The organism is Flavobacterium sp. UBA2787 (assembly GCA_002352205.1).
GTDB lineage: Bacteria > Bacteroidota > Bacteroidia > Flavobacteriales > Flavobacteriaceae > Flavobacterium.
On the sequence record DEHZ01000015.1, the window covers coordinates 16069 to 34009 of the forward strand.

20 protein-coding genes are annotated in these 17941 nt (G+C 34.2%); 13 read left to right on the plus strand and 7 right to left on the minus strand.

The window, feature by feature from the left end; genetic code table 11:
* The first annotated feature begins 38 nt into the window (after window positions 1–38).
* The 7 genes from B4N66_RS13240 to B4N66_RS13270 are packed head-to-tail and all read left to right on the plus strand — an operon-like array spanning window position 39 to window position 7463.
* A complete protein-coding gene (locus B4N66_RS13240; protein ID WP_291095321.1) occupies window positions 39–1649 on the plus strand; it encodes a hypothetical protein in 1611 nt (536 codons plus the stop codon).
* 2 nt (window positions 1650–1651) lie between these two features.
* Window positions 1652–2653, plus strand: a complete 1002-nt coding sequence (locus B4N66_RS13245; RefSeq protein WP_291095322.1) for a vWA domain-containing protein — start codon at window positions 1652–1654, stop codon at window positions 2651–2653.
* Between the two features lies 1 nt (window position 2654).
* Window positions 2655–3698, plus strand: a complete 1044-nt coding sequence (locus tag B4N66_RS13250) for a VWA domain-containing protein (protein WP_291095323.1) — start codon at window positions 2655–2657, stop codon at window positions 3696–3698.
* Window positions 3695–4486, plus strand: a complete 792-nt coding sequence (locus B4N66_RS13255; protein ID WP_291095324.1) for a tetratricopeptide repeat protein — start codon at window positions 3695–3697, stop codon at window positions 4484–4486. The genes B4N66_RS13250 and B4N66_RS13255 overlap by 4 nt, the downstream gene beginning before the upstream one ends.
* 6 nt (window positions 4487–4492) lie before the next feature.
* Window positions 4493–6253, plus strand: a complete 1761-nt coding sequence (locus B4N66_RS13260; RefSeq protein WP_291095325.1) for a BatD family protein — start codon at window positions 4493–4495, stop codon at window positions 6251–6253.
* Between the two features lie 36 nt (window positions 6254–6289).
* A complete protein-coding gene (locus B4N66_RS13265) occupies window positions 6290–6679 on the plus strand; it encodes a GxxExxY protein (RefSeq protein WP_349676913.1) in 390 nt (129 codons plus the stop codon).
* Between the two features lie 40 nt (window positions 6680–6719).
* On the plus strand, window positions 6720–7463 hold the full coding sequence (locus B4N66_RS13270) for a tetratricopeptide repeat protein (RefSeq protein ID WP_291095326.1): 744 nt from the start codon (window positions 6720–6722) through the stop codon (window positions 7461–7463).
* Here B4N66_RS13270 and B4N66_RS13275 read toward each other — a convergent pair.
* Complete coding sequence (locus B4N66_RS13275) at window positions 7447–7965, minus strand: CvpA family protein (protein ID WP_291095327.1); 519 nt, start codon at window positions 7963–7965, stop codon at window positions 7447–7449. The genes B4N66_RS13270 and B4N66_RS13275 overlap by 17 nt on opposite strands.
* 173 nt (window positions 7966–8138) lie before the next feature.
* Between B4N66_RS13275 and B4N66_RS13280 the strand changes: the two genes are divergently transcribed.
* The 3 genes from B4N66_RS13280 (at window position 8139) to B4N66_RS13290 (ending at window position 10102) form a co-directional block, all read left to right on the plus strand.
* Window positions 8139–8495 (plus strand): hypothetical protein, encoded by a 357-nt coding sequence (locus B4N66_RS13280; protein ID WP_291095328.1) that lies wholly within the window; start codon window positions 8139–8141, stop codon window positions 8493–8495.
* A gap of 83 nt (window positions 8496–8578) precedes the next feature.
* Window positions 8579–9598 (plus strand): phenylalanine--tRNA ligase subunit alpha, encoded by a 1020-nt coding sequence (gene pheS, locus B4N66_RS13285; protein WP_291095329.1) that lies wholly within the window; start codon window positions 8579–8581, stop codon window positions 9596–9598.
* Between the two features lie 96 nt (window positions 9599–9694).
* On the plus strand, window positions 9695–10102 hold the full coding sequence (locus tag B4N66_RS13290) for a hypothetical protein (protein ID WP_291095330.1): 408 nt from the start codon (window positions 9695–9697) through the stop codon (window positions 10100–10102).
* 4 nt (window positions 10103–10106) lie between these two features.
* Here the strand turns inward: B4N66_RS13290 and B4N66_RS13295 are convergent, their stop codons facing one another.
* Genes B4N66_RS13295 through B4N66_RS13320 form a run of 6 tightly spaced genes read right to left on the minus strand, consistent with a single transcriptional unit; the run spans window position 10107 to window position 16421 of the window.
* A complete protein-coding gene (locus B4N66_RS13295) occupies window positions 10107–10325 on the minus strand; it encodes a hypothetical protein (protein WP_291095331.1) in 219 nt (72 codons plus the stop codon).
* Window positions 10326–11321 (minus strand): NAD(P)H-dependent glycerol-3-phosphate dehydrogenase, encoded by a 996-nt coding sequence (locus B4N66_RS13300; RefSeq protein WP_291095332.1) that lies wholly within the window; start codon window positions 11319–11321, stop codon window positions 10326–10328.
* Between the two features lie 28 nt (window positions 11322–11349).
* A complete protein-coding gene (locus B4N66_RS13305) occupies window positions 11350–12150 on the minus strand; it encodes an NAD(P)H-binding protein (protein ID WP_291095333.1) in 801 nt (266 codons plus the stop codon).
* On the minus strand, window positions 12137–14521 hold the full coding sequence (locus tag B4N66_RS13310; RefSeq protein ID WP_291095334.1) for a M28 family peptidase: 2385 nt from the start codon (window positions 14519–14521) through the stop codon (window positions 12137–12139). The genes B4N66_RS13305 and B4N66_RS13310 overlap by 14 nt, the downstream gene beginning before the upstream one ends.
* A 19-nt stretch (window positions 14522–14540) precedes the next feature.
* Window positions 14541–14888, minus strand: coding sequence for a hypothetical protein (locus B4N66_RS13315; protein ID WP_291095335.1), 348 nt, complete (start codon window positions 14886–14888; stop codon window positions 14541–14543).
* Window positions 14889–14894: 6 nt separating this feature from the next.
* On the minus strand, window positions 14895–16421 hold the full coding sequence (locus B4N66_RS13320; protein ID WP_291095336.1) for a bifunctional GNAT family N-acetyltransferase/carbon-nitrogen hydrolase family protein: 1527 nt from the start codon (window positions 16419–16421) through the stop codon (window positions 14895–14897).
* Window positions 16422–16600: 179 nt separating this feature from the next.
* Here B4N66_RS13320 and B4N66_RS13325 point away from each other — a divergent pair, with 179 nt between their 5' ends.
* The 3 genes from B4N66_RS13325 to B4N66_RS13335 all read left to right on the plus strand — a co-directional run bounded on the left by B4N66_RS13325 (window position 16601) and on the right by B4N66_RS13335 (window position 17797).
* Entirely contained in the window at window positions 16601–16930 is a 330-nt protein-coding gene (locus B4N66_RS13325; protein ID WP_248436733.1) for a single-stranded DNA-binding protein, read from the plus strand.
* A 65-nt stretch (window positions 16931–16995) separates the two neighbouring features.
* The gene (locus B4N66_RS13330) at window positions 16996–17325 is read left to right on the plus strand and encodes a single-stranded DNA-binding protein (RefSeq protein ID WP_291095337.1); all 330 of its coding nucleotides are present in this window, start codon (window positions 16996–16998) and stop codon (window positions 17323–17325) included.
* 19 nt (window positions 17326–17344) lie between these two features.
* Window positions 17345–17797: an HRDC domain-containing protein gene (locus B4N66_RS13335; protein ID WP_291095338.1), complete on the plus strand. Its 453-nt coding sequence runs from the start codon at window positions 17345–17347 to the stop codon at window positions 17795–17797.
* Window positions 17798–17941 lie beyond the last annotated feature (144 nt).

A 17941-nucleotide genomic window follows, 5' to 3' on the forward strand; every position in this document is an offset into this window, starting at 1 on the left:
AATTTCAAAAAATTTTGTAAATCGCTGTGAAACAGACAATGAAAATTAAAATATATATCTTTTTTCTACTTATTTCAACCTTCGTTTTTGCTCAACAAAAAAGAGTAACAACTTCGGTTGACAGTACCAAGGTTAAGATTGGTGCACAAATCAATTTAACCTTCAAAACAACTGTGGATACACTTTCAAAAGTGGCTTTTCCGGAAGGAAAATTATTTGGAAGTTTAGAGGTTTTAGAAAGTTATCCCACCGATACCATCAAAGAAAACGACAAGTATCAGCTTATCAAAAAATATGGTTTAACGCAATTTGACAGTGGAAAATACACGATACCATCGTTGCAAGTCATCATCAATTCAAAACCATTTGCGACCGATAGTGTTTTAGTAGAAATTCTTCCGGTTGTGGTCGATACATTGAAGCAACACATGTATGATATCAAGGATATTTCAACCGTTCCAAATGATTATTCCAATTGGTGGATTTTCGTTTTGATTTTGATTGGAATTGTTGGAATTGCTAATTTGATTATTTATTGGAGAAAAAGAAATAAAAAACTAGTTGAAGAAGAAATTGTTTATGCTACCCCGATTGAAAAAGCAACAGCTCATTTAAAAACATTAGAGAAAAAGAGCTTGGTTGAACGTGGTGAAGTGAAAGAATATTATTCTGAATTGACTGATATTGCCCGAACATATATTGAAGAAGCCATTGAAATTCCTGCAATGGAAAGTACGACTGACGAATTAATTTCTGCTTTCAAAATTGCGATTGTTAAAAAGAAACTTTCGCTAACGGAAGAAACTATTAAAAACTTGGAAAAGGTTTTAAAACAAGCCGATTTAGTAAAGTTTGCCAAATCAAAACCATTAGAATTTGAAATTGCCGACGATAAAATTAAAATCGAAAAAACTATTTTCAAAATTCATCAATCCATTCCGGAAGAAATCGAAGAAGAAGAATTAGAGGACAACGAAGCCAATCAAGCGAAAATTTTAAAACGAAAAAAAGCGAAGAAAAGAACATTAATAATTGTTTCAGTTGTTGTTGTTTTGTTTGTTTCTTTAGGTATTTTGGTTGCCGTGAAAGGTTTCGACTTTTTAAAAGACAATATTCTTGGTCATCCAACTAAAGAATTATTAGAAGGCGAGTGGGTTTCGAGTCAATACGGAAATCCGGCCATTAAAATAGAAACACCTAAAGTACTTCAACGAATGGATGTTTCTAAAATGTTGGGCGGACAGCAGTCGGAAATGACAGATATGCAGCTATTTGGCTACGGAGCAATGATGGATCATTTTTATATAGCCATCATGACCACCAAATTAAAACAAGATATAAAAATTGAATTAGCCCAAGCATTGGAGGGTTCATTAAAAATGATGGAAGCCAACGGTGCTCAGAATATCTTAGTGAAACAAGAAAGTTTCAGTACTAAAGAAGGTATTGAAGGATTACGAGGCTACGGAACCATGAATATTTTAGATCCAATTACCAAAAAAAGCAGAAAAGCGTATTACGAAGTAATGTTTTTTGGTCAAGAAGGCGGATTGCAACAAGTTATTGTGCTACACGAAGAAGGCGATGAAATTGCCAATGAAATAACAGAGCGAATTATGAATTCGGTTGAAATTGCCATAATAAAATAACTATGGAAAACATCACTTTTTTACATCCACAGTTTTTCTGGTTGTTCACCCTTCTGCCGGTGGCAATCGCTTGGTATATTTGGAAAAGAAATAAACAAACGCCTACTTTAAAAGTAAGTTCGTTAAAAGGGTTTAAAGTAAAAAGTTCTATTTTGCCCAAACTGAAACCATTGCTGTTTGCGATGCGAATTTTGGCATTGAGCTTTATTATTGTAGCATTAGCTCGACCTAGAACGGTGGATATCAGTAATAAAACCAAAACCACACGAGGAATCGATATTGTGATTGCCACCGACGTTTCCGGAAGTATGCTCGCCAAAGATTTAAAACCAAATCGTTTAGAATCATTAAAAAAAGTGGCGGCAAACTTTGTAAAGGACAGACCGAATGACCGTTTCGGAATTGTGGTATATGCCGCAGAAAGTTATACTAAAACTCCTGTAACCAGTGATAAAGCCATCGTAGTTGAAGCCATCAAAAGCATTAATTACGACAATGTTCTCAAAGACGGAACCGGAATCGGAATGGGATTGGCCACAGCCGTTAACCGTTTAAAAGATAGTAAAGCCAAAAGCAGAATCGTTATTTTGTTAACCGATGGTGTAAATAATGCAGGATTTATTGAACCTGAAACTGCTGCCGATATCGCAAGAGAATACGGAATTAAAGTCTACACGATTGGTCTTGGTACAAATGGAATGGCAGAATTCCCTTATGCGTATGCACCAAATGGCGGATTTTTATTTCGAATGATGCCGGTTGAAATTGATGAAGCATTGATGAAAAGCATCGCCAAAAAAACCGATGGAAAATATTTTAGAGCCACAAGCAACAGTAAATTAGAAGAAATTTACAACGAAATCAATAAGTTAGAAACGACTGAAATTGAAGAACAACGTTTTTATAATTACGATGAAAAATTCCGACCATTAATTTGGATTGCAGGCTTATTATTGTTGATTGAAATTTTATTAAAACAAACCATTTTTAGAGGTTTTATATAATATGTATTCACAAATAGACGAAAAAATATATTTATACTTTTTAGCTGTTATCCCAATAATAGTAGTACTTTTTTTGATCAATTTATATTGGAAAAGAAAAAAGCAACGCGAATTTGGCGATGTTGAATTAGTTAAAAAACTCAGCCCTGAAAAGTCGGTTTTTAAGCCGGTTTTAAAAATTACGGTTCTACTTTTAGCTTTGGCGAGTTTAATCATCGGTTTAGCCAATCCAAAAATTGGCAGTAAAATGGAAACCGTGAAACGGGAGGGAATTGATGTGGTTTTTGCTATCGACGTTTCCAAAAGTATGCTAGCAGAAGACATGGCTCCCAACCGATTAGACAAAACAAAACAAATCGTTTCACAAATCATTAATCAATTGGGTAGCGACCGAATCGGAATGGTGGCTTATGCCGGAAGTGCGTTTCCTGTACTGCCCATTACAACTGATTACGGTGTGGCAAAAATGTATCTGCAAGGTATGAATACCGACATGGTTTCTTCGCAAGGAACTTCGTTGGAAGAGGCAATTAAGTTATCGGCTAATTATTTTGATAAAGGAAATGCTACGAATAAATTAATTATTCTGATTTCGGATGGTGAAGATCATTCCGACGGAGTAGAGGGTGCCATTGAAGAAGCTCTTAAAATAAAAGCAAAAGTAATCACCATTGGTGTGGGAACCGAAAAAGGCGGACCAATTCCAATCAAAAGAAATGGCGTTGTCGAAAATTTCAAACGCGACCAAAACGATGAGGTTGTGGTAACCAAAATGAATCAAGAAATCCTGAAACAAATAGGAAAAGGAACAAAAGGCGGTTATGTTTACGGCGGAAATACCAAAGAAGTACTGGATTATGTAAAGAATGCTTTAGATAACATCGAAAAAACCGAATTTGAAACCACTCAAGTAGCCGATTTCCAATCGCAGTTTCAATGGTTTTTAGGCATAGCTTTTGCACTGTTGTTTATCGATATTTTTCTGTTAGAAAGAAAAACAGGCTGGATAAGTAAGTTGAATTTATTTAATGAAAAGGAATCATGAAGCAAATAGTTTTTTTAATTAGTTTATTACTTTCTTTTTTTACGTTTGCTCAAGAGGAAGTGAAAAAAGAGAAAGATAAAATTTTGCCCAAAGCAAATGAAGCTTTCGCTGAAAAGAAATATACCGAAGCAGAAGCTCAATACCGTATTTCCAATTCCAAAGGATTATCTGGAGCAGCTCCTTCGTATAATTTAGGAAATTCAATTTACAGACAAAAGCAATTCAGTGAATCAAAATTTGCGTATTCACAAGCTTTTGAAAAAGCTACAACCAAAGAAGAAAAGCACAAAGCATTGCACAATTTGGGGAATGTTTACATGAAAGAAAAACAATATGGTAAAGCTGTTGAAACATATAAAAATGCGTTGCGAAATAATCCTTCCGATGAGCAAACCCGCTACAATTATGCCTTAGCCAAAGAATATCTAAAAAATAATCCCGAAGATCAAAACCAAGATAAAAAAGACGATAAAAAAGAGGATAAGAAGGACGATAAAAAAGACGACCAAAAACAAGACAAAGGCGACGGCGACAAAGACAAAAAAGACGATAAAAAAGAAGGCGACAAAGACAAAGGAAAAGGCGATAACAATGAAGACAAAAACGAAGGCGATCAAAAGAAAGACCAAAATCAAGGTGGTCAGCCAAAACCACAGCCTTCCGGAATTTCTAAAGAAAGCGTCCAAAATCTCTTAGATGCCGTTAATAATGAAGAAAAGAAAGTGCAGGAAAAAGTAAATCTTCAAAAAGTAAAATCAAAACCTGTTCAAACGGAAAAAGACTGGTAATTAAAAATGAAAAAATTAGTATTCATACTATTAGTAACTTGTCAGACAATTTTTGCTCAAGTTCAGTTTGAGGCCAAAGCGAGTAAAACTTCTTTGGGGCTCAACGAACGCTTGCGTATCGATTTTACTATGAATGTAGATGGCGATAATTTTGTTCCTCCAGCTTTTGAAGGTTTCAGAGTCATTGCCGGTCCAAGTCAGCAAGTAAGTCAATCGTGGGTAAACGGAAAAAGTTCGTTTAACAAAACGTATTCCTACTTTTTATTGCCTACTCAAAAAGGAACTATTTCCATCAAACAAGCTTCGATTGAATACAACGGACAAGTTTATAAAACTACGCCAATAAGTATTAAAGTTACCGATGCGGTGCAGCAACCACGTGATCCAAACGACAATTCCGTTTCGATTAATGATGCGTTGCATTTGGTGGCAGAAGTCAGCAAAACAAGTCCTTATTTGAACGAACCTATCACGGTAGTTTATAAATTATATTTTAGTCATAACATCGGTATTTCTAATTGGCGTGAATTAGACAAGCCAAAATACAATGATTTTTGGAGTCAAAATATCGACATTAAACAATTGGTTGCAGAAGAAGGAACGTATAACGGCGAACGTTTTCGTTTTGTAGTACTACGCAAAACCGTTTTATATCCACAAAAATCAGGGAAGTTAGAAATTGAACCACTTTCGTTAGATATTGATGTAGAATTGCCGACCAATCGTAGAAATATTTTTGGTCAAGTAATGCTCACCAAAGACCACAAACGGGTGTCTGCCGGAAGCAAAATCATCACTGTGAAACCACTTCCCGAAAACGGAAAACCAATTGATTTTTCAGGAGCAGTTGGCAAATTTGATTTCAAAGTAACACCTTCCAAAACCACTTTAAAAAATGGTGAAAGTATGGATTTGGAAGTAAGTGTTTCCGGTTCAGGAAATTTAAAATTATTTAGTTTGCCAAAACCTGTTGTTCCCACAGCTTTGGAAATGTATGATCCGGTTCACTCCGAAAACGTGAATACGCCTTTGAGTGGAATGAACGGTAAAATTTCAGATAAATACACCATTATTCCGCAATTTAAAGGAAATTATACCATCAAACCGATGCTGTTTTCGTATTTTGATTTAGGAACGAACAGTTATAAAACCATCACTTCCGATGAAATTACGATTAATGTGGCAGACGGACCATCTTCACCTAACGCAGGAATTGCTAATCAGGACAATGCTTCTGCGGAGAAAAAGACAGTTTCAGCACAAGATCAATTCAAATTTATTCATTTAAAAACTAAGTTATCCCAAATCAATAAAAAGGATTTTTTTGGTTCAACGACGTATTATGTTTTGTTGGGAATACCTTTTCTATTAATTCCTTTTATCATTTTATTTAAAAAGAAAAAAGAAGCAATTGATGGTGATGAGGTTGGAAATAAATTGAAAATGAACAACAGATTGTCTAAGAAATATTTATCTGAAGCCAAAAAGCAATTAGGAAATAAAGAGCCGTTTTATGTGGCATTAGAAAAATCGTTACACAACTTTTTGAAAGCTAAATTAAAAATTGAAACTTCAGAAATGAGCAAAGATTTAATCAAAGAATTATTAGCCGATAAAAAAGCTCAACCGGAAACGATTGAAAAATTTATTCAAATCACCGAAAATTGCGAGTTAGCTCGTTATGCACAATTTTCAAATGTAGCTATGCAACAGGATTTTGACAAGGCGGCGGAAGTAATTTCAGAATTGGAAAAACAAATTAGTTAACCACAAGGAACACGAAGAAGGCACAAAGAACGCGAAATGTATCAAATGAGTGAAGATGAAATAGCAAAAGTGGTTTTTGAATCCGGATTAAAAGTTCACAAAGCTTTGGGTCCGGGATTGTTGGAAAGTGCTTATGAAGAGTGTTTGTTTTATGAACTAAAAAAATTTCCATTTAAAGTTGAAAAACAGAAGGCTCTACCATTAATTTATGAAGAAGTAAAAATGGAAGTCGGTTATAGAATCGACATTATTATTGAAGACAAATTTATTGTTGAAGTGAAATCGGTTGAAGCATTAAACGAAGTACATTTAGCACAGATTTTGACTTATTTGAAGTTGACAGAATGTAAATTAGGAATGCTAATTAATTTTAATGTTAAACAATTAAAAAATGGAGTTCGAAGAGTAATCAATGGCGTTCTATAGTGACCTTTGTGCCTTCTTTGTGAACTTCGTGGTAAAGAAAATGAAAAATATCATCTATATTTTACTCTTGCTAACCCAAACATTTTGGGCTCAGAGTGTTTTTGATAAAGGAAACGAAAACTATCGCAAAGGCAATTATCAAGAAGCGATAACAGCCTACGAAAGCATTTTAAAAGATAAAAAAGAATCATGCGATTTATATTTTAATTTGGCCAACAGTTATTATAAGCTCAATAAAATTGCACCGGCTATTTATTATTATGAGAAAGCATTGTTGATTAGTCCGAATGATAAAGACATTCAAAACAACTTAAAATTCGCCAAGAACAGCACGATTGATGATATTAAAACTATCGAAAAAGTTGGTTTTGAACGCATCATGCGAAATTTCACAGGATTGGTTCATTATAACACGTGGGGTTATATTTCTGTTGGTTTAGCAATTCTGTTTTTGTTGTTTTTTATTGGCTATTACTTTTCGCAAACAACAGTAGCAAAACGAATTTTCTTTGTAGGAATGTTCATTATCCCGTTTTTTATTTTAGCAGCCTTTGGAGCAGCCGTTTTTGAAAAAAACCTTTATCAAACCGAACGTCCGGCTATTGTTTTTGAACAAATAATTTCTGTGAAAAACGAACCAAGAGAAAATGCAACTGAAGCATTTATTCTTCATGAAGGAACAAAAGTTTTTGTCTTAGAAACGGTTGATAATTGGAAAAAAATTCAACTTACAGACGAAAACGAAGGTTGGATTTTGAGCGAAGCAATCAAGGAGTTGAAGTAGTTTCTTCATATACTTTTTTCACATCGTCAATCCATTTTGTAACCATTGGCATCATAAAAGCGGTGGTATCTAAAATTGGTCGGTAAAAAATAGACTTGTCTTGTTTTTCTTTAGAAATCAATTGATTATCTACATTTATTTTTTGAACTAAATTCAGCACAATTCCAATCAATAAAGCGGTTTTTAAAACACTAAATAATCCGCCTGCTAATTTGTTTGCCCAACCTAAAAAAGCAAAATCAGCAATTTTTGTAAAGATTCTTGCTAAAAAATGAACGCCAATCACCACCAAAATTAAAGTCAAAACAAAAGCTGTAATTTGAATCGTTTGCGGATTCCAACTCACAAATCCTTCTAAAAAACCTTTCACCAAATACGAAAATTTAATCGCAATAAAAACGCCTAAAATAAACGAAATGATAGAAGCAATTTCAACAAACAAACCGTTTTTGATGCCTTGATATAATCCAATAATTAATAAAATTCCAATAACAATGTCCATTTTTTCTTTTTAAACAAAAATAACTTTTTTTCTGAACCATTAAGGTATTAAGTTTCATTAAGCCTTAATGCTCCTTAATACCTTAATGGTTTTAAACTAAAAACTTATCTTTGCCAAAAATAGTGGATGATTGATGAAATAACTCTTCCATCTTCCCGCTTCCATCTTCCATCATGTCAAGAGATATTCAATTAAAAGAACGTTGGGAAAACGTTGTCAACATACTATCCAATCAATTTGCCGAGGGCGATGTACTCGACCTAGATGCCATTATCTATTTAATCGGCGTTCAGGAATTAGGTAAAGTGAAAAGAACCTTCAAAAAAGACGAAAAAATCGAACTCATGCACATTGCCATTTGCCGTTTACTGGAACCTTATGGCTATTATGAATTTGAGTTTTTTGATAACGACGGTTGGCCGCATTACAAAGTAAAAGAAGAACTTCCGCCACTCAAAGCAGGTGAGCAAGCCGTTTTAATGAAAGAAGCGATTGTGAATTATTTTTTGGAGAGAGAGTTGATTGAGTAGTTTTCAGTTTTTGATAAAAACTCCTATCTTCCAACTCCCAACTCCTAACTTTTTCCTAAATTTGCACCTTTACAGCACGAACGATGATAGATAAGATAAAAGAATACATTGGCGAAGCAGAAGCTTTTCAAACCGATAACAAAGAAACACTTGAACAGTTTCGAATTAAATTTTTAGGAAGCAAAGGTCTGTTGAAAGACTTGTTTGCCGAATTTAAAAATGTTCCCAACGAACAAAAAAAAGAATTTGGTCAGGTAATCAATACATTAAAAAACACCGCCGAAGAAAAAGTAAAATCCATTCAGGAAATGCTGGAAAGCAAAGAAGAATCGGTTGGACTTTTTGGCGATTTAACGCGTCCTGGCGAACCTTTCCCAATTGGTTCTCGTCACCCGATTTCGTTGGTAAAAAATCAAATTATCGATATTTTTTCCAATATCGGATTCAATGTTTCCGAAGGTCCGGAAATTGAAGATGATTGGCACAATTTCACCGCATTAAACCTTCCGGAATACCATCCGGCAAGAGATATGCAGGATACGTTTTTTATTCAAACCAATCCCGATGTGCTATTGCGAACGCATACGTCATCCGTGCAGGTGCGATACATGGAAAACAACAAACCGCCCATCAGAACGATTTCTCCGGGACGTGTTTTCCGTAATGAAGCCGTTTCTTCGCGTTCACACTGTATTTTCCATCAAGTGGAAGGACTATATATTGACAAAGATGTTTCGTTTGCCGATTTAAAACAAACACTTTTATATTTTACCAAAGAAATGTTCGGAAAGTCAAAAATTCGCCTCCGACCATCTTATTTCCCTTTCACCGAACCAAGTGCTGAGGTGGACATTTACTGGGGTTTAAAAACTGAAACCGATTACCGCATCACCAAAGGAACCGGCTGGTTGGAAATTATGGGTTGCGGAATGGTAGATCCAAATGTGTTGAAAAACTGCGGCATCAATCCGGATGAATACAATGGTTTTGCTTTTGGTATGGGAATCGAACGTATTGCGATGTTGCTTTATCAAATTGGTGATATTCGTATGTTTTATGAGAATGATGTTCGCTTTTTAGAGCAATTTAAAACAAGTATTTAAAATTAACCACCAAGACACCATGAGTTCACAAAGAACACAAAGATTAAATAGTGAACTTTGTGCCTTCTTAGTGTCTTCGTGGTAAAAAAATAAAAAATGAAATCCGACATTATCATCCCCAAAGTAGAAAACGTCTTTCTAGCCGCCATCCAAGAATGGAACGACGACTTTATGGATAATGTTTGGAATGTGTATTTGATTAACGACAGCGACTTCAAATTAGACAGCGTAATGGTCGTTTCCAAAGCTTTTGGCACTGTTGATGGTGAAATGAAAAAAACGTCTTTATTACGTCACGCTTTCATTGAAATTGAGTCGGTTTCTGCCGTTAAAATTGAAATGATTGAATCAAAAGTGCTGGCGTTGAACAACGAATTTATGGTTACTTTTTTTATTGGAAACACTTTATACGATAAAAAATTTACCTTTAGAACTAACACCATCAATGAACGAGCAACTGAAGAAGTGCCTGTTTTGTTTAAGAATGGGGTGGTAGTGAAGTAACTGCTTATTCTTTTTTCTGAAGTTTCACTTTTTCTTTCCAACTGAAATATCCTATAAAAAAAGTTCCAATTAGAATATATCCCAAATACCTTAAGTAATAAATATAACTTGAAATTTGATCATAAAATGAATTTTCTCTCAAATCAAATAACGTCATAATCACACACATGACAGAACCCCATATAATTCCGGTTTTTATTTGATATTTCCAACGTGAATTCATCTAATCCAACTTATCCGTTAATTTTTTAAATACGCTTTTCGGGTTTTTTCCTTCATACAAAATTTCATAAACCGCATCAATGATTGGCGTTTTGGCTTTGTAATCTTGGTTGAGTTTGTAGGCACTTTTTACGGCATAATAGCCTTCGGCAACCATGCTCATTTCCATCATGGCACTTTTCACGGTGTAGCCTTTTCCAATCATATTTCCGAACATTCTGTTTCGAGAAAAAACGGAGTAGCCTGTTACCAGTAAATCGCCCAGATAGGCAGAATCATTGATATTTCGTTTCATTTTGTGCACTTTTCTGATGAATTTCTTCATTTCGCGAATGGCATTACTCATCAACAACGCTTGAAAATTATCACCATAACCTAAACCGTGAGCCATTCCGGCAGCAATTGCATAAATGTTTTTCAACATCGCAGCATATTCGGTACCAATAATGTCATCGGATATTTTGGTTTTAATGTAATTGCTGTTTAAATTTTTGGCCACAATTTTTGCTTTTGAAGCATCAGCACAGGCAATTGTTAAGTAGGAAAGACGTTCTAACGCTACTTCTTCTGCGTGACACGGACCTGTGATTACGCCAATGTTTTCATACGGAATGTCGTATTTTTTGTGAAAATGTTCACCTACAATCAAAAATGTTTCAGGAACAATTCCTTTGATGGCAGAAAAAATCACTTTATCGTTTAAGGATTCTGTTAATTTTTCCAATTCGGTATTTAAAAATGCAGATGGAATGGCAAAAATTAAAATATCGGCATAACTAACCGCTTCATTAATATCGGTTGTTAGTTTGAGTTTTTTGGTATCAAATTCAACTGAACTAAGGTAGTTTGGGTTGTGTTTTTCGGTTTTAATATGGTCTATTGCGTTTTGATTTCGCATATACCAACAAATTTCAGCTTGGTTAACGCACAACATTTTTGCTATTGCAGTTGCCCAGCTTCCGCCACCGATCACTGCAAATTTTGGAGGATTGTTCATTTTATGAGTTTAGTTTGCAAAGGTAAATTTAACCTAATTTTTTAAATTCATAGTTCAAAACGGTAATCAATTTGTTGGATGAAACCGTTTTTCCGACAGAAGCTTGATTTTCATTAAATTGAGGAGGGAGTAAATTTAGTTCCAATGCTTTTTCTGTATAATATCTTTTTCGGGTGGGATGAAACGGAGCGACTGCATTAAAAACAGTATTCCAAACCTCTTTTTCAATGATTTTTTGAATGATTTTGATGCAATCAAGTTGATGAATTAAGTTGATGGGAGCTTCCGGATTTTCGATATTATTTCTTCCGGATAAAAATTTTATAGGATGCCGATCTTCGCCAATTAATCCGCCAAAACGTAGAATTGTAGTTTGAAAGTTTGAATTATTTAAAAATAAATTTTCAGTAATGAGCAATTGTTTTCCGCTTTCCGTTTCCGGATTTGGCATTCTTTCTTCGGTAACAATTTGATTTTTATCTGCATAAACCGAAGTAGAACTCACAAAAATCACTTTTTTAACTGATGATTTTTCGATAAACGGAATGAAATTTTCCATCTTAGCCACAAAATTTTCTTCAGAATTTCCTCTTAATCCGGGTGGAATATTGATTATCAAAATTTCTGAATTTTCTAAAAAATCGGCATTTTCACGCGGAATATCATTCGCTTTAAGCGAAATTAAAAATGGTTTAATTCCTTCACTTTGAAGTAATTCTAATTTTGTTTCAGTTGTAGTTGAACCTTTTATCGAATATCCTTTTTGAATTAATTGTTTCGCCAAAGGAAACCCCAGCCAGCCGCAACCTAAAATGCTAATTTGTTTCAAGACTGTCTTTTTGAGTGGTTAATGAATCGATGGCAGTTTCAACTTTTTCTATAATTTCAACCTTTTTTGGAGCTGATTTTCGAAGTTTTTTCTTCACAATAATTGCATCCGTTAACACAAATGGCATCGGAATAAACGAATCCGGTCGTTTTGGAATACTGAATTGTGGATTTTCCAATAAATCAAACGAAGAAATCATCACATCCATATCCAATTTATCGTCTTTGTGAATTTGAAAATTCAACGTTAACGGTTTGTTGTTAATCGGATAATAATTCAGCAAATTGGATTTTTTTCGCTTATAAAAACTTCCTTCTTGGTTGATGTTTTTAATTCCGTTTGCTTTTAAATGATGGATTTTTAATTTTTCAGAAGCAAAAACATCAATTCTATTTGCGTTTTTATTGGCTTCAATTTTAACTGTAATTGCTCGTTGATTGCCCACAATTGTATCTCTCAAAAAGGTAAAAGTAGGTTTTGAAATGTTTTTAATAGGAGCTTCTGCTGAATAACTGTAGCCGGAATTGTATTTGCTACTTAATCCGTGTTTATTCAAATTTTTGTCTAAACTTGGATTTTCACCTAAATAATTCTTAGTCCAATTGTCTAACACTTTGTCATAGGTTGCCCAATTTGCTTTGTCATTATCAGCATCATAAACATAGACCAGGCTATTGGGTTTGCCTTTTCCTTTTTCAAAATCGCTTTCAAAATGAGCTTTGATAAAAAATCCGATGGAAATGATAAACAAGAACGTTCCCCAATTGGCTTTTTTAGAATAATCGCCAAAAACAGGTAACAAAAGTGCAAATGTAAGTGCGACCAAAACGGAACTTCCGGCTAACATTTTTAATCCCAAACCAATTGGAAATAATTGAATAAACGGAACTAAAATCATCAAAGCCGGAATGCTCAAAGCCAAACTTACAAACGGATTTGATTTTTCTTTAAACACCAAAAAAGCGAGAATGAAAACTGCAAAATAAGCTGGAATTATAAAAAACGCAGCACCTTTTAAGTAAATACAAATTAAAAAATTGATGATAAACCACAAAAATAATGGAGCTACAAAATGACTTGGCATTAATTTACTTTTGGTGAACTTGGCGTAAATCCAAAAACAAATAGCCATAGACAAAAACACAAAGGCAGCAATGTAACTATGACCGTTATAGGTGAATTTATGAAGCATGTCCTGGTATTGAGGATAGAGAGACTGAATCATTTCCCAGCCAAAAAAAGTAACCAATCCGCCAAGTATAATTGACAAAAATAATGGTGCAAATCCGCGTATAACTTCTTTAAAATCTAATAAATGTTTGCCCAATCCAATAGTTACAACACCAAGAAAAAGCACAAAAGCAATAATTAAAAGCGGAAAATTCCATGAAAATGGATAATGAAAAAATCCAATTGCAGAACTAAAATAGACATGATCTTCGTCTGTTTTTAAATTGCTTAAATCGGCATTTGAATAATGAGTAAGCAACGGCATCAAATAAGTAGCTTGATGTTCCAAACACTCAGGTGTGAAATTTTCATAATTATCTTGAACCGTATGGTAATCAAAATGATCATCAATAAAAGCGAAATTGTATCCAGGAATATCAGCTTTTTCACGAAAAGCGGTTAAATCGGTGTCGTTGGGAAGCATTTTATAAATACTGTACATCAACGAATTGGAAACCGGAAATTTCGGATTCACTGCTGCAAAACCGCTGATTAAATTAGCATTTCCGTAGTTTGTTTCGGCTAACATCATCGAAGGACCGGCAGTTCCTCGGGCTTCAAAATTGATAACTAAACCGACTTCTTTTGCCCATGGATGTTCGGATGCAAAGGCATATGCTCCGTTTAAACCTAATTCTTCCGCATCAGAAAAAACAATAATGATGTCGTTTTTGTGGATTGATTTGTTGTGAAGAAAAGTTCGAATTCCTTCTAAAATTACGGCTAAACCATTCGCATCATCACTGGCTCCGAGTGATTTGGTGTGTGGAGCACTATCAAAATGCGTAAGAAGCAACAACGCTTTTGATGAATTTGAACCTTTAATTCGGGCAATAATGTTTTTTGTTTCAACTAAATTATTCCATTTACTTAAAATCGTGCTTTGCTGAATTTGAGTTTCTAAACCTAATTTTTGTAGTTCTTTTTCCAAATAATTCATCACTTTGGGATGATTCGGTGAGCCAACATAATGCGGTTCTTTGGAAATTTCTTTAATGTGTTTTAACGCTCGTTCGGTTGAAAATTCACCTGCCGGAACGTCTCTTTTTGAGTAATCGGAAGGCATCATCCGATGGAAAATAAACCAAATAATTCCCATCAACAAAACGGAAATGAGTAACGAAGCGTAATTTTTTTTCATGATGGGTAATTTGTTGTGGTTAATTGTCTCTTTTGACTAACATGAAATAGTCGTTTTCCAAAGCCAAATAACCTTGATCATATAAAAAATGATAGGTGTTTCCGGTTTTGGTATGCAAAATGGAAGTGAAAAAATCAAAATCAAAACCCTTGCTAAGAAGTTTTGATTTAGTGGTTTTGCTTTTTCCTTCGGTATTTAATTCGCTTAAAATTCGATAGTTTTTTCGCAACTTATTATTGATGTTTCGCATCAAATTGTTGCTGTCTTTGTTCATTTTGTTGTTGTAGGCATTTCTACAACCGTCGCTGCAAAACTTTTTGTCTTCGCGACCGATGATTTTTTCGTTACATTCTAAACAGTTTTTCATAACTATTTACTTTAATTTCTTAATGTTGTATAAATCATGTCTTCTATCCTTCAAAATTCGAACAGTTCCAAATTCATGCAATTGTTTTAGTAAATCTAAATCAACATCAACAATTAATGTCATTTCGGTGTTTGGCGTGGCTTCGGCTTTGATTCCATTACTTGGAAAAGCAAAATCAGAAGGTGTAAAAACCGCCGATTGAGCATACTGAATATCCATATTATTCACTTTTGGTAAGTTTCCAACACAACCTGCAATGGCAACATAACATTCATTTTCAATGGCTCTGGACTGAGCACAATGTTTCACGCGTGTGTAACCATTTTGAGTATCGGTTAAAAACGGAACGAAAAGAATATTCATTCCTTCATCGGCCATTAAACGGGATAATTCCGGAAATTCAACATCATAACAAATCATGATTCCAATTTTTCCGCAATCGGTGTCGAAGGTTTTAATTTGCGATCCGCCTTTCATTCCCCAATGCAACGATTCGTTGGGTGTGATGTGAATTTTGGTGTACATTTCACTAGTTCCATCTCGTTTACACAAAAAACCTACATTGTATAGAACACCGTTTTCCAGGTACGGCATACTTCCGGTAATAATGTTAATGTTATAAGAAATGGCATATTCTTGAAATCTTTTTCGAATGGGTTCGGAATGTTTTGCTAGTTCACGAATAGCATCGGCTTCGGAAAGATGGTTATAATCGGCCATTAACGGAGCAGTGAAAAGTTCGGGAAATAACGCAAAATCACTTCCGTAACCGGAAACAACATCGATAAAAAATTCGGCTTGCTCAAAAAGTTGTTCTAAGTTGTTCAGCGGACGCATTTGCCATTGAATCAATCCTAAACGAATGACACTTTTTTTTGTGTTGATTAAATTCGGATTTTCATCATAATAAATATTGTTCCATTCCATCAAAACCGCATATTCGTTTGAACTTTTATCGCCAACCAAATAATTTTTCATAATTTTCTTTACGTGAAAATCATTGCTGATTTGAAAAGATAAAACCGGATCATACAATTCTTTTAATTTTACTTTTTCGATATATTGTTTAGGAGAAAGTTCTTCCATATAATCAATATAATTCGGAATTCTTCCTGCGAAAATGATGGATTTTAAGTTCAGTTGTTCGCATAATTCCTTTCGAGCATCATACAAACGCCTTCCTAAACGCAAACCTCTGTATTTTGGATGTATAAAAACATCAATTCCATATAAAACTTCACCAAGCGGATTATGTGTGTCAAAACTATAATTTCCTGTAATTTGAGCATAAGTGTGATTAGCAATCACTTTTCGATAATCGATAATCAATGAAAGTGCAGAACCAACGACTTTTCCGTCCACCAAAACAACCAACTGTCCTTCAGGGAAAATGGAGAGTAATTTTTCGATATGATGTTCTTTCCAATACGAGTTTTCGAGTTCGCTGTAGGCTTCCATCATCGAATTTTTCAATTCTTTGTAATCTTCAATTTGTAAATTTCGTAACTCAATTTTCTTAATTGCTTCGTGCATATAATTTTGTTTTTCTGCAAGATACAAAAAATATTTTCCGTTTACAAACGCTTACAAATATTTACAACCGAAAGTAATTGTTTTTATACCGAATAAAATTTGCAGACTGTCACAACTTTGCAATGTCGAAACGAAAGAACGACAACAATTTTTATAAACCATTTAAAATTTTAAAAGCCATGAATGCAATGAAAAACAAAGTACAATTAATCGGACATGTTGGAAACGAACCAATCATTAGAGATTTAGACGGAGGAAAAAAAGTAGCAAACTTATCGCTAGCCACAAAAGATGTTTTCGTAAACAAAAGTGGAGATCAAAAAGAACAAACGCAATGGCACAATGTTGTTGCTTGGGGAAAAACAGCCGAAATCATCGAGAAATTTGTTGATAAAGGAAAACAAATTGGTATCATCGGAAAACTGACTTCCAGAAGTTATGACGACAAAGAAGGTAACAAACGTTATGTAACCGAAGTGGTTGTGAATGAACTGCTTTTGATGAATTAAAACTTTCATATATTAATTTCAATAAAAAAAATCAAATACAAAAAAACATTTAAATTTTATACGCCATGAACACAATGAAAAACAGAGTACAGTTAATCGGTCACGTTGGAAATGACCCTGAAGTAAAAACCTTTGAAGGTGGAAAAGTAGCCAATTTTACTATCGCAACGAATGATTCTTACACCAATAAAAAAGGTGAAAAAGTTGAACAAACCGAGTGGCATCGTTTGGTTGCTTGGGATAAAAATGCCGAAATCATCGAAAAATTTGTCACAAAAGGAAAAGAAATTGCCATTGAAGGCAAACTTGCCAGTAGAAGCTATGATGATAAAGATGGAAACAAACGCTACATCACAGAAGTGATTGTGAATGATATAATGTTGTTAGGTAAATAAATCCATTAAACTAGAAATTATGAAAGTAAAACATTTCAGAGTTCGTGTAAGTGGGGAACATTTACAGAACGATCAAGACGCCATCAATCAGTTTTTAACCGATGTAAACGTTGAAAAAACGGCAACCAATTTTATAACAGGAATGATAGATTATTGGTCGGTTTTAGTTTTTTATTCGCCAAAAACTGAAAAAATAAAAGAAACTACTGAAACTGAAAAAGTGGCCGTTTTGAATTATGATGAGTTAACGCAAGAAGAAAAAAATACGTTAAATTCACTCAAACATTGGCGAAGCGAGAAATCTTCCAAATTAGGATTACCACAATATATGATTTGCCATAATTCTGAATTGATGACGATAGCAAAACTAAAACCGGATTCTGTTGATGAACTGAAAAAGATTAAAGGTTTTGGAGAAAATAAAATTTCACGATATGGTAACGATATTATTTCATTATTAAACGCCAGTTAAATTTATTTAAGATTAGTAAAAAGCGACAACCTAAAAAATTGTCGCTTTTTTTGTGAAAATAAGAATTTGAACACGGATAAATTATAAAGTTTTTAACACGAAAACGTTTTCGTAAAGGTGATGTATGGGTAAGGTGTTAAATTA

Excerpts from the sequence above, each read along its gene's own strand:
- B4N66_RS13240 (WP_291095321.1), top strand. The coding sequence starts at position 39 with ATGAAAATTAAAATATATATCTTTTTTCTACTTATTTCAACCTTCGTT.
- B4N66_RS13245 (WP_291095322.1), top strand. The coding sequence starts at position 1,652 with ATGGAAAACATCACTTTTTTACATCCACAGTTTTTCTGGTTGTTCACC.
- B4N66_RS13250 (WP_291095323.1), top strand. The coding sequence starts at position 2,655 with ATGTATTCACAAATAGACGAAAAAATATATTTATACTTTTTAGCTGTT.
- B4N66_RS13255 (WP_291095324.1), top strand. The coding sequence starts at position 3,695 with ATGAAGCAAATAGTTTTTTTAATTAGTTTATTACTTTCTTTTTTTACG.
- B4N66_RS13260 (WP_291095325.1), top strand. The coding sequence starts at position 4,493 with ATGAAAAAATTAGTATTCATACTATTAGTAACTTGTCAGACAATTTTT.
- B4N66_RS13265 (WP_349676913.1), top strand. The coding sequence starts at position 6,290 with ATGTATCAAATGAGTGAAGATGAAATAGCAAAAGTGGTTTTTGAATCC.
- B4N66_RS13270 (WP_291095326.1), top strand. The coding sequence starts at position 6,720 with ATGAAAAATATCATCTATATTTTACTCTTGCTAACCCAAACATTTTGG.
- B4N66_RS13275 (WP_291095327.1), bottom strand. The coding sequence starts at position 7,965 with ATGGACATTGTTATTGGAATTTTATTAATTATTGGATTATATCAAGGC.
- B4N66_RS13280 (WP_291095328.1), top strand. The coding sequence starts at position 8,139 with ATGTCAAGAGATATTCAATTAAAAGAACGTTGGGAAAACGTTGTCAAC.
- pheS (WP_291095329.1), top strand. The coding sequence starts at position 8,579 with ATGATAGATAAGATAAAAGAATACATTGGCGAAGCAGAAGCTTTTCAA.
- B4N66_RS13290 (WP_291095330.1), top strand. The coding sequence starts at position 9,695 with ATGAAATCCGACATTATCATCCCCAAAGTAGAAAACGTCTTTCTAGCC.
- B4N66_RS13295 (WP_291095331.1), bottom strand. The coding sequence starts at position 10,325 with ATGAATTCACGTTGGAAATATCAAATAAAAACCGGAATTATATGGGGT.
- B4N66_RS13300 (WP_291095332.1), bottom strand. The coding sequence starts at position 11,321 with ATGAACAATCCTCCAAAATTTGCAGTGATCGGTGGCGGAAGCTGGGCA.
- B4N66_RS13310 (WP_291095334.1), bottom strand. The coding sequence starts at position 14,521 with ATGAAAAAAAATTACGCTTCGTTACTCATTTCCGTTTTGTTGATGGGA.
- B4N66_RS13315 (WP_291095335.1), bottom strand. The coding sequence starts at position 14,888 with ATGAAAAACTGTTTAGAATGTAACGAAAAAATCATCGGTCGCGAAGAC.
- B4N66_RS13320 (WP_291095336.1), bottom strand. The coding sequence starts at position 16,421 with ATGCACGAAGCAATTAAGAAAATTGAGTTACGAAATTTACAAATTGAA.
- B4N66_RS13325 (WP_248436733.1), top strand. The coding sequence starts at position 16,601 with ATGAATGCAATGAAAAACAAAGTACAATTAATCGGACATGTTGGAAAC.
- B4N66_RS13330 (WP_291095337.1), top strand. The coding sequence starts at position 16,996 with ATGAACACAATGAAAAACAGAGTACAGTTAATCGGTCACGTTGGAAAT.
- B4N66_RS13335 (WP_291095338.1), top strand. The coding sequence starts at position 17,345 with ATGAAAGTAAAACATTTCAGAGTTCGTGTAAGTGGGGAACATTTACAG.